Source organism: Nitrosomonas communis (assembly GCF_900114745.1).
Taxonomy (GTDB): domain Bacteria; phylum Pseudomonadota; class Gammaproteobacteria; order Burkholderiales; family Nitrosomonadaceae; genus Nitrosomonas; species Nitrosomonas communis_A.
On record NZ_FOUB01000097.1, the window covers coordinates 1 to 10,099 of the forward strand.

The following is a 10,099-nucleotide window of genomic DNA, read 5'->3' on the forward strand; positions in this document are numbered from 1 at the left end:
CCTGGGTTACAAAAGTCCGAATCAATATGAAGCAGATGCAGCAAAATCGATAAAAGCAGCTTAACTGAGGTGTCCGATTTTACTTGACCACGTCAGTACGTGATGTTAAGAGAAAACCTTATAAGCGAACCCGCGAAGGGGGAAAGTATCAATGCATGTATGAGGGGCGGATCATCCCGTATTAGCGATGAAATTTCTGTAATGGAAATGGAGTGAAGGGGATGTGTTGGCTCAGGCTAAGCACCTGCCAACCTGGCTCGGGGAAGAGTGTATGCTTTGCCTGTAGTATTGGCATTGAGAGGTGCTAATGGAATGGCCGACAGGAGCCGTATGAATCGAGAGGTTCACGTACGGAGTCTGTGAGGAGCTGGAGGTGAAACTCCTCCGGTTTACTCGACCTTTTTTATTATGAATTGGAATAACAAGTCATTATGAGCATTGATACCCGCTCCATCTGAACCCGATACTATAGCAAAACCAGCTAGAAATGATTCAAGGAGTATTCTCATTATATCTCATCTAGCATAAATGGGCATACGCGAAAGTGCTGCGTAAACAACATTGCCAAACCGTTGAGATGCTCTTCAAATTCTATATATTCTGAATCATTTTTAGCTGGTTACGCTATAGCATAGCTATAGCTAAGGTTACCAAAGGCTGCAGCTTTTGGCTATGACATAAATCACCGGTTCTTGCAAATTCAGATCATTTGCTTCATTGCAGAAATCTACCTTTAACATGGGGTGGAATAGATTTCTAGTCTTCCGTCTGGTAGCTAATTTCAAAAGTACAAGTTTATGTAAACACTAGCCATGAATAGCTTAAGCGGTTGAATTTATTCAAGTTATTGCCCGCTGCTGAAGCAATTGCCATTAATTCACAATATTCTTAGGCTATAGTGGCATGAATTAACAAAATACCTTGACGCCATTATAAATATTTATTTAAAAATGATGTTGTAATATTGAGACAGATATCTGAGCATCATTAAGTAATTGTAATGATATATATTTTTATATTAATCAATTATTATTACTAATTATTTTATATATTTTTTCATCATTCCATGTTATTTTTCTAATTATAAGAAATCGTCATTATTTGACGACATATTTATATTATAGATAAGATCAATAATTAAATTAATAATGAGGTTATAAGTATTAGTTAGTTACTTTAGTTTAGTTTAGTTTAGTATGGGAATAGATTATTAAATCATTATTTTAACCGCTTATCATAAATTTTAATAAATTTTCTTTCAAAGAATTGTAATGAATGATATTGTGGCAGCCTTTCATGAATATTTTGAAATTGTGGTAGCTGATACACCAGAATTACTGAAAGAGGTTTTTAGCTTAAGATATTATATTTGGTGTATTACAGAACGATATTTTGATGCTTCTTCTTACCAAGACCAGTTAGAAAAAGACGAATTTGATGAGCGCTCGGTACATATTCTTCTACGTCATCGCTCTTCTGATACTTTTGTTGGTACAGCACGTTTAATATTATCGAATAGCAGATTAAAAAATAGTAAGTTACCCATAGAATTGCATACTCATTTTTATTCTGAATTTACAGATTCTAAGCAATTGCGTCCTTATACAGCTGAAATTTCAAGATTAGCGATTCGGAATGACTTTCTCAAGCGAAAAGAGGATCTGGATTTTGGTAACAGCATTAATACAATGGAAAACTTTAAGAGAGCACGAGGGAGGCGTTTTCCTCATCCTATGTTAGCATTAATGGTTGGCCTTATTCAGATATGTGCCAAACTAGAAATTTATTACTGGTTTTCAGCAATGACTCCCGCTTTAAATAGGCTGTTAGGTTTTTATGGGATGCAGCATGATCCTATTGGGCCATTTGTAGATTATTATGGTTTACGCCGTCCATATTATATAAGCTTATTTGATATGCTTGAAAGAATGTATATAAGTCATCCAGATATCTGGGAATTAGTAACAGATAGCGGTAGAATTTGGCCGGTCAATCTTGAGGAACTTAAATTAGTGCATAGATATAAGCAAGATTTGCCGAATAATTATGTAAACATATTGACCTGCTAAAACTTATTTAGCATGGCAGCACGGTTCACTGATTTTTTGTGCTGTATTCTGTTGCTGCTTTTGTTACTCGGTGTAACTCCCGCCACAAGCGGTACTATAGACAATGTTTCTGTTGAAGTGGTTGTTCACCCTAGTATAGCCATACGAGATATTTCCAGAAACTCGCTACGTGCTATTTTTGGCATGCGTCTCAGAGCATGGCAAGATGGCTCTCCTATCAGAGTTTTCGTGCTTCCTGACGAAGAGCCGTTGCACCAGCTTTTTGCCAAAGTAAAACTCAATATCTTTCCCTACCAATTACGTTCCGCATGGGACCGGCTTATTTTCTCAGGAACAGGCCAGGCACCTTTTCTAGTAAGTTCTGAAGAAGAAATGCGCGTGCGTGTTGCCACAACACCGGGCGCTATCGGATATTTGAAGAGAGTAAATATAGATGACGGCATCCAAATTCTTCATGTTGAATAGAACAAGTATTTTCAAAATTTACTTGATATTAATTGGGATGTCATTGACTGTGCTGCATTCGTCTTGGATTAATGCATCAGATATAGATAAAAAAGTTCTGAATGGCCTTCAGATTCATGGTTTCCTAAGTCAAGGTTGGACTAAAACAACAGATGGAGATAAAAAAGAAAAAAATGATTTTTTTGGAGACAGTAGCGGTAAGGAAGGTAGTTTTGCTTTTAGAGAGCTCGGGGTAAATGCATCGCATCGGCCATTGACGAATCTCCAGCTCTCGATGCAACTGCTATCGCGACAGGCGGGTGAGGACAGTAAAGGCGGGATTCGCATTGATTATGGCTTCCTTGATTATACTGTATTAACGACTGAGACTAAAGAATTCGGAGTGCGCTTGGGAAGAACCAAGAACCCCTTGCTTTTTTATAATGACACTCGTGATGTGCCTTTTACGCGACCAAGTATTATATTGCCACAATCAATTTATTTCGATCGCGTGCGCAATTTCGGCCTTGCTTCAGATGGTGTGCAATTATATGGTGAATCACGCTCCGAGTGGGGGGATATTACTGCTCAATTCAGTGCAGTTTTCCCGCAGGTTGGCGACACTTCTACAGAAGTTGGCGTCCTTGGAAGGAAGTATCCTGGTGACCTAAAGACGAGATTATCTTATATCGGGCGTATAATGTATGAGCGGGATGGCGGGCGTTGGCGCTTCGCAGTGAGTGGAGCCCACTTTAATATAGGATATGATCCAGATCTAAACGATCCCTTAAGTACCGGTTCATTTCGGTTTTCTCCATTATATTTTTCTGCGCAATATAATGCAGAGCGGTGGAGTCTCACTTCCGAGTATGCCATCCGTCATATCGAGCGTGAGAATTTTTTTAATCGTGGGGTTCCTGATTCAAATTTTACGGGTGAGAGCTTTTATGTCCAGGGTATTTATCGTTTTAACCCCACCTGGGAGGCTGTATTGCGTTATGATGTTTACTATGCAGATAGAAAAGATCGAGATGGTAATGAGTTCCAAGCTGCTACGGGGCGCCCTGACCACAGTCGTTTTGCCAAGGATTTGACAGTGGGTCTACGCTGGAATATTACCCCTTCGATAATGATGCGGGGCGAGTATCATCGCGTAAATGGCACAGGCTGGCTTTCTACGCTGGATAATCCAACATTTCAAAGCATGACTGTTGTTCAGCCGGATAATCCTCAGCCTCTCAATCCTACAGATCAGCATTGGAATCTTTTTGCAGTCCAGGTTTCTTACCGCTTTTAACCAGAAATATGCATGAAACAGAGTGCCCACGGAAAATTAATTCATTTTACTAGATTTGCGGATCGGACATCACCCAAATTTATCAGTTTGAAATGGAAAATTTCTTTATTAACCAGTATGATATTGCTGATAGTGGTTACGATATTCAGCATCATTAGTTATAAGAGACTGATCAATAATATTGATCAACAGAGCGAGCAGCAATATCAGCGTTATGTACGCGAAGTCGAAAAGCTCATTGAGCAAATTTCACATAATTCTCATCTACTAATCAGAATGATCCCTTTTCTGAAAGGGATGGATATAGCCTTATCGACACAAAATACTACGCAAATTGAAGCTGCATTTGATCACCATTGGCCATTATTGCAGCTCCAGAATGGAATTGAGTCAGTAAGATTTTATGATCAATCTGATCAGCTTCTGGTAGGTTGGGACAGTTTTGAAACGGATATCTATCGCGATAGACTTATCATGGAACATGTTCATAAAGTCAATTTACATGAACAGCCAGCTAACCCGCTGATCTGCTTGGAAAGTTGTATCCAGTATACGATCGCACCACTTCTGGTGGGAGGTGTTCGTGCAGGAGCAATTGTTATTGGTGCTTCCTTGACAGATGTTTTTCTAGGTTTTAAGCGAACATTTGGCTCTGATATCGGGTTGCTGTTAAAAGAAAAAAAATACAACATCACCCATAATGATGTATGGTTTGCTGAGTGGGAGATACGCCTGGTCGCATTGACCAATAGAGATAAGAATCTTGACATCCTTAATCGAACGATAAATGAATACCCAAATCTTGTGAGTCTCAAGCAAGGGATTCAAACTCAATGGAATCAACGCCATCAGCGCATAAAGCTCTTGCCATTACAAGAGATAGGTGTGACGGACCAGGCACATCTGGTTGTCATTACTGATATTACAGAGACTATCGAGGCGATTCGTGATTCTATTTGGCGTATCGTCATCATTGGTTTAATTGGTTTAATATTGTCAGGAATATTATTATTTGTCATTCTTTCCAAGCCACTTTCGCAGCTTAAGCATATCGTATTTACCTTACCACTCTTGGCCGGAGGAAGCTTTGGAATTTTCCGAGCAACGCTTTCCTCAATGGGTAGAAAGCAGTGGCAAAAGGATGAGATTGATCTTCTTTATGAAGCGGCAATAACCCTATCTCATAAGCTTGAGAAGCTGGAGGATAAGGTTATTTACCGTACCAAGCAACTTGTAAAGCAACGGGATGAATTAAGTAAAGAAAAAGATTTTATTGCGCATTTGCTGAATACAGCACAGGTTGTCGTGCTGACCCAGGATGTTAAAGGCAAGATAATGATGTTGAATGCATATGGCGAAATGCTGATGCGTTATACTGAAGAAGAGATTCGAAGTAAAACTTTTTTTGAGTTACTGCTGCTGGATGGGGCGCAATATCATCTTAATGAGGACTTAAAACAGGTATGTTACGGTCAACGTGAACAATTGAGGCATGAGACGATTACTTTATGTAATGATGGTTCAAAAAAACATATTGTCTGGTTGCATTCCCGATTGTCGTGGCAATCTGAAGAAGATTCATCAGTACTTTCCGTTGGTCTGGACATTACAGATTACAAGCGTGTTGAAGGTCATCTGGTATGGCTGGCTGATCATGACCCATTGACCAACTTATTTAATCGACGCCGTTTCAGTGAAGAACTCGAGCGGGTGATCATTTGGTCGCAGCAAAACCAACAATCGGGTGCATTGTTGTTTTTTGATCTCGATCGATTTAAGTACATTAATGATACTAGCGGGCACCAGGCTGGTGATTCTTTACTCAAAAAAGTTGCAGATATGCTGTCTCATACCATTCGTGCGACAGATGTAATGGCGCGTTTGGGAGGAGACGAATTTGCAGTTATCTTGCCAGAAGTTACGGCAAGTGGGGCTATTGAGGTCGCTAAGAAAATTTTATTTCACTTAAATGAAACCCAGTTAATCGTAAATAATAGGACACACAAAATTGCGGCAAGTATTGGTATAGCTCTTTTTCCGGAACATGGTAATACTGTGCATGATTTATTGGCTGCAGCTGACCTTGCTATGTATCAGGCCAAGGATAAAGGACGGGGAACTTGGCATTTATTTTCCAATGATGATCAAACAAGAGAACGAATGCACACTCTGGTACATTGGAAAGAAAAAATCGAGTATGCCAATCTATATGATGAGTATTTGCTCTATTTCCAACCAATTATGTCGCTACGTGATAGAACAATTACCCATTATGAAGTGTTGTTACGTATGCGCGATAAAGATGGCACCATTTATACGCCTGGGGCTTTTATTGCTGCTGCAGAACATATTGGTCTTATCCACGAGATCGATCATATGGTGTTGCGTAAGGCCATTGCCCAAGCAGCCATGATCAATAAATCAGGTAATCGAATTCGCTTGTCAATTAACTTGTCTGCACATGCTTTCAATGACCCGGAATTACTTCCCTTGATCAGAAATGAACTGATGTTTCATGGTGTCGATCCTACTCTTTTAATGTTTGAAATAACAGAGACTGCGGCGCTCGAGAATTTCTTTGGAACGAAACAATTACTTGGAGAAATTAAGGAACTTGGCTGCGGCTTTGTGCTGGATGATTTTGGTGTTGGTTTTTCATCTTTTCGCTACTTGAGAGAGTTGCCAGTCGATGCTGTGAAGATAGATGGTTCATTTGTTAAAGATCTAGCAAATAGCCCTGCTGATCAAGTATTGGTTAAAGCTTTATGTAGCGTGGCAAGAGAGTTTGGTAAGAAAATTACAGCTGAATTTGTTGAGAATGAGGAAGTACTTATCTTGCTGGAAAAAATGGAAGTTGATTTTGCGCAAGGCTATTATATTGGTAAGCCATGTGCAGGGGGTGAGATCTTCAATCACCTGAAGCTTAATTGTGCTGTCAATAAATTAGAGCATTCTTATTCTGGCAAAGAAGTAAGTAGATCAGATTAATTTTCTCGCTCCAAAGCTGCAGCAAAGAAGCCATCAGTTTGGTGAAGTGTAGGTGATAGTTGCAAGTATTCCCCTGTGTCAAGCGGTATCTTTTGTTGCGCTAGTAAGCTCGCACAATTCAATTGAACGAAATGAGGATTGTTAGAAAGAAAGTGTTTTACAATTTGCTGATTTTCTTCCGGTAGAAGACTGCAGGTAGCGTAAACCAGTCTGCCGCCTGGTTTAAGTAGATTGGCAGCAGAAGAAAGAATGGCTGCCTGTTTGCGTTTTAGTTCCTCAATACTCTGCGGTGTTTGCCGCCATTTCAGATCCGGGTTGCGGCGTAAAGTTCCTAATCCACTGCAGGGGACGTCAACGAGTACCCGATCTATTTTTCCGTACAGACGTTTTAGCCTGAGGTCATTTTCATTGTTGATACGTTGAGGATGCAAATTGGACAAACCAGAGCGCTTAAGCCGTGGCTTTAGATTATTGAGCCGCTTCTCAGAAATATCGAAAGCATAAATACGGCCTTGGGAATGCATGAGCGCTCCCAACATCAGTGCTTTGCCCCCTGCGCCTGCACAAAAATCAACTACCATTTCGCCACGTCGAGGGGCCAGCAGATAGCCTAGAATCTGACTGCTTTCATCCTGTACTTCTATTTTGCCAGAAAGAAACAGCGGATCTTGATTAATGGCGGGTTTCCCGGATAGACGAATCCCGATAGGTGAGTAGGGTGTAGCATGTGCCTTGAGACCTTTTTGATTTAATAGGGTGAGTACCTCATGACGTTTTGCAAGCAATGTATTAACGCGTAAATCTAAAGGAGCGGGTTGCTGGAGTGCCTGACCCAATCTAAGAATCTCGGTATCAGATAAAAATTTTTGTAACTTTTCCATTAACCATTCAGGAAATTCTGCTTGAATAGCAAGAGGCTGCGAGCCTAATTTGATTGCTTTAATGTGTGCGAGCCATTTAGCTTCAGATTCACTGATGAAGGTGATTAGTTCGCGCAAATTCAAGCCTTCAAATTTGACAAGGTAGGCGAGAAGTAGGGCGCGGGGTGTTGCTTTTTCCGCCAGGTATTCTAGAAAAAACCTGTGACGTAAAATACCGTATACAATCTCTGCAACTGCAGCTCGATCGTTCTGACCTGCCATTGGATGATTACGGAAAAACAGGCGTAGCAGGATATCGGCGGGAGATTCCAGCGGTAATATAGTACGTATGGCTGCTATGGCCATATCCAGTTGAGTAAATGTTAGGCGCATGATTAATAATAGAAAAGAGAATATTTTGTCAGCGCTTCAGATTGGTCTATGAGAGTGTTCAGTTTTTGATGACGGTCGTTACGCACTGATTAAAGGCACAGCAAGAATTTATTTCGGAACTACCTATGCGTTTGAAGCAAATATTCATTGATCTAACCGAGGCGAATATAAAACATGTTGTTCTATAGTTGCTTCTCGAATTTTTATACCATTATTAGTAAGCATAAGCCGATCTTCCAGAAACCAGCGTACAGCTTGTGGGTAAATCAGATGTTCCTGTTGGAGAACCCGTGCAGCCAAGGTTTCAGTGGTATCTTCTGGCAGAACAGGTACCGCAGCCTGAATAATAATGGGGCCATGATCAAGTTGAGGGGTAACAAAGTGTACCGTACACCCATGGATTTTTACACCTTCATTTAGTGCGCGTGCGTGAGTATTTAAACCGGAGAAAGCAGGTAATAAGGAGGGGTGAATATTGATTAATTGATTCTGATAACGGCTAACAAAACTATTACCAAGAATGCGCATGAAACCAGCAAGCGCTATTAAGTCGGGTTGGCGGGCATCAATTTTTTCTGCGAGCGCAGCGTCAAACAATTCGCGGCTGGGATAAGCGCGATGATCTAACACATGTGTTTCGATATGACGCGATCTAGCAATTTCTAATCCTATTGCAGCCGGATTATTGCTGATCACAGTGATGGCCTTTGCCGGGAGTTTTGCATCGAGCAGCATCTGCATGTTGCTACCCCTACCAGAAATAAGAATAACCATAGATTTCATGAGGGATACTGATCAAGCAATCAGAATGGTTGGTTCATTAGCATCACGTTGCTTGATATGACCGATTTGCCAGACTGTTTCTCCGTTGGTATGTAAAATAGCTATTGCTTCATTTGCATGTTCCGGCGCAACCACCAAAACCATTCCTATACCGCAATTGAAAACCCGGAACATTTCTTCGTCAGTAACATTGCCTTGTTGTTGGAGCCAATGAAATAAAGGAGGAATTTCCCAAGATTCTCTGTGAACATAGGCCATTGTTCCCGTAGGCAGAATGCGTGGAATATTTTCTAGTAACCCTCCTCCGGTGATATGGGCTATACCTTTTACCGGCAATTGCCTAAATAGCTCTAGTACAGGTTTTACGTAGATACGGGTTGGTGCCATGATAGCTTCTATCAGAGTGCCATTCCCAAACTTGTCGTTCAAATCAATAGAATGTTTTTCAATAATTTTGCGGATCAATGAGAAGCCATTGGAGTGCATACCATTGGAAGTAATTCCGAGAATGACATCGTTTTCCGTAATGGAAGAGCCATTAATAATGTCATCTTTCTCTACGACTCCTACCGCAAAACCGGCCAGATCGTATTCACCTTCTGGGTACATGCCGGGCATTTCAGCTGTCTCACCACCAATTAAGGCACATCCAGCTTGCATGCAACCTGCTGCAATACTTTGAACAACCCGAGCAGCAGTATCGACGTCTAGTCTGCCACAAGCAAAATAATCCAAAAAAAACAAGGGTTCTGCACCTTGCACGAGAATATCATTGACGCTCATGGCAACCAAATCTATTCCAACGCTGTCATGCTGGTTAAATTGGAAAGCAAGTTTCAATTTGGTACCTACCCCATCAGTTCCCGATACTAATACAGGATTACGGTATTTCCGCGGGACTTCAAAGAGTGCACCGAAACCTCCGATTCCGGCGAGTATTTCCGGGCGCCATGTGCGTTGAGCAAAAGGTTTGATCTTCTCAACCAGAAGATTGCCTGCATCAATGTTTACACCGGCGTCGCGATAGGATAGCTGATCTGATTTAGGATGTTGGGGATTAGATGAAGTCAAGTTGAGTTCTCACTTGGTTACGGATAGAGTGACACATTTTAGTAAAATGTAATTTTACCGCAAATGAACACTAAACACTCTGAAGATCCACATTCTCTTTAGGGTCTGTTGACATTTCACATAGGTAGCCACAGATATCCACACGCTATGGCTACCATACTCTCGTAATTTCGCTTCAGTTTGTCGTATCGCGT

Annotated in this window: 7 protein-coding genes and 1 pseudogene; 4 read left to right on the plus strand and 4 right to left on the minus strand. The window is 41.0% G+C overall.

Going from position 1 to position 10,099, the window contains the following annotated elements:
• The first annotated feature begins 1,271 nt into the window (after positions 1 to 1,271).
• The 4 genes from BM122_RS19195 (at position 1,272) to BM122_RS19210 (ending at position 6,798) form a co-directional block, all read left to right on the plus strand.
• Complete coding sequence (locus tag BM122_RS19195; protein ID WP_074907111.1) at positions 1,272 to 2,069, plus strand: PEP-CTERM/exosortase system-associated acyltransferase; 798 nt, start codon at positions 1,272 to 1,274, stop codon at positions 2,067 to 2,069.
• Between the two features lie 12 nt (positions 2,070 to 2,081).
• The gene (locus tag BM122_RS19200; protein ID WP_218152170.1) at positions 2,082 to 2,534 is read left to right on the plus strand and encodes a type 2 periplasmic-binding domain-containing protein; all 453 of its coding nucleotides are present in this window, start codon (positions 2,082 to 2,084) and stop codon (positions 2,532 to 2,534) included.
• 37 nt (positions 2,535 to 2,571) lie between these two features.
• Complete coding sequence (locus BM122_RS19205; protein WP_256212220.1) at positions 2,572 to 3,810, plus strand: OprO/OprP family phosphate-selective porin; 1,239 nt, start codon at positions 2,572 to 2,574, stop codon at positions 3,808 to 3,810.
• A 117-nt stretch (positions 3,811 to 3,927) separates the two neighbouring features.
• Positions 3,928 to 6,798 (plus strand): bifunctional diguanylate cyclase/phosphodiesterase, encoded by a 2,871-nt coding sequence (locus BM122_RS19210; RefSeq protein WP_256212221.1) that lies wholly within the window; start codon positions 3,928 to 3,930, stop codon positions 6,796 to 6,798.
• Here BM122_RS19210 and BM122_RS19215 read toward each other — a convergent pair.
• The 4 genes and pseudogenes from BM122_RS19215 to BM122_RS22840 form a co-directional block, all read right to left on the minus strand.
• On the minus strand, positions 6,795 to 8,051 hold the full coding sequence (locus BM122_RS19215) for an RsmB/NOP family class I SAM-dependent RNA methyltransferase (RefSeq protein WP_074907114.1): 1,257 nt from the start codon (positions 8,049 to 8,051) through the stop codon (positions 6,795 to 6,797). The genes BM122_RS19210 and BM122_RS19215 overlap by 4 nt on opposite strands.
• 144 nt (positions 8,052 to 8,195) lie before the next feature.
• Positions 8,196 to 8,834 carry a phosphoribosylglycinamide formyltransferase gene (gene purN / locus BM122_RS19220; RefSeq protein ID WP_074907115.1) on the minus strand — a complete coding sequence of 213 codons (639 nt, stop codon included), beginning with the start codon at positions 8,832 to 8,834 and terminating at the stop codon, positions 8,196 to 8,198.
• Positions 8,835 to 8,846: 12 nt separating this feature from the next.
• Positions 8,847 to 9,905, minus strand: a complete 1,059-nt coding sequence (purM, locus tag BM122_RS19225; protein ID WP_074907116.1) for a phosphoribosylformylglycinamidine cyclo-ligase — start codon at positions 9,903 to 9,905, stop codon at positions 8,847 to 8,849.
• Positions 9,906 to 10,021: 116 nt separating this feature from the next.
• A pseudogene (locus BM122_RS22840) lies at positions 10,022 to 10,099 on the minus strand (IS5/IS1182 family transposase); the annotation flags it as partial.

Bases quoted from the DNA above. Each gene is read 5' to 3' on its own strand.
- BM122_RS19195 (WP_074907111.1), top strand. From the start codon at position 1,272: ATGAATGATATTGTGGCAGCCTTTCATGAATATTTTGAAATTGTGGTA.
- BM122_RS19200 (WP_218152170.1), top strand. From the start codon at position 2,082: ATGGCAGCACGGTTCACTGATTTTTTGTGCTGTATTCTGTTGCTGCTT.
- BM122_RS19205 (WP_256212220.1), top strand. From the start codon at position 2,572: ATGTCATTGACTGTGCTGCATTCGTCTTGGATTAATGCATCAGATATA.
- BM122_RS19210 (WP_256212221.1), top strand. From the start codon at position 3,928: ATGATATTGCTGATAGTGGTTACGATATTCAGCATCATTAGTTATAAG.
- BM122_RS19215 (WP_074907114.1), bottom strand. From the start codon at position 8,051: ATGCGCCTAACATTTACTCAACTGGATATGGCCATAGCAGCCATACGT.
- purN (WP_074907115.1), bottom strand. From the start codon at position 8,834: ATGAAATCTATGGTTATTCTTATTTCTGGTAGGGGTAGCAACATGCAG.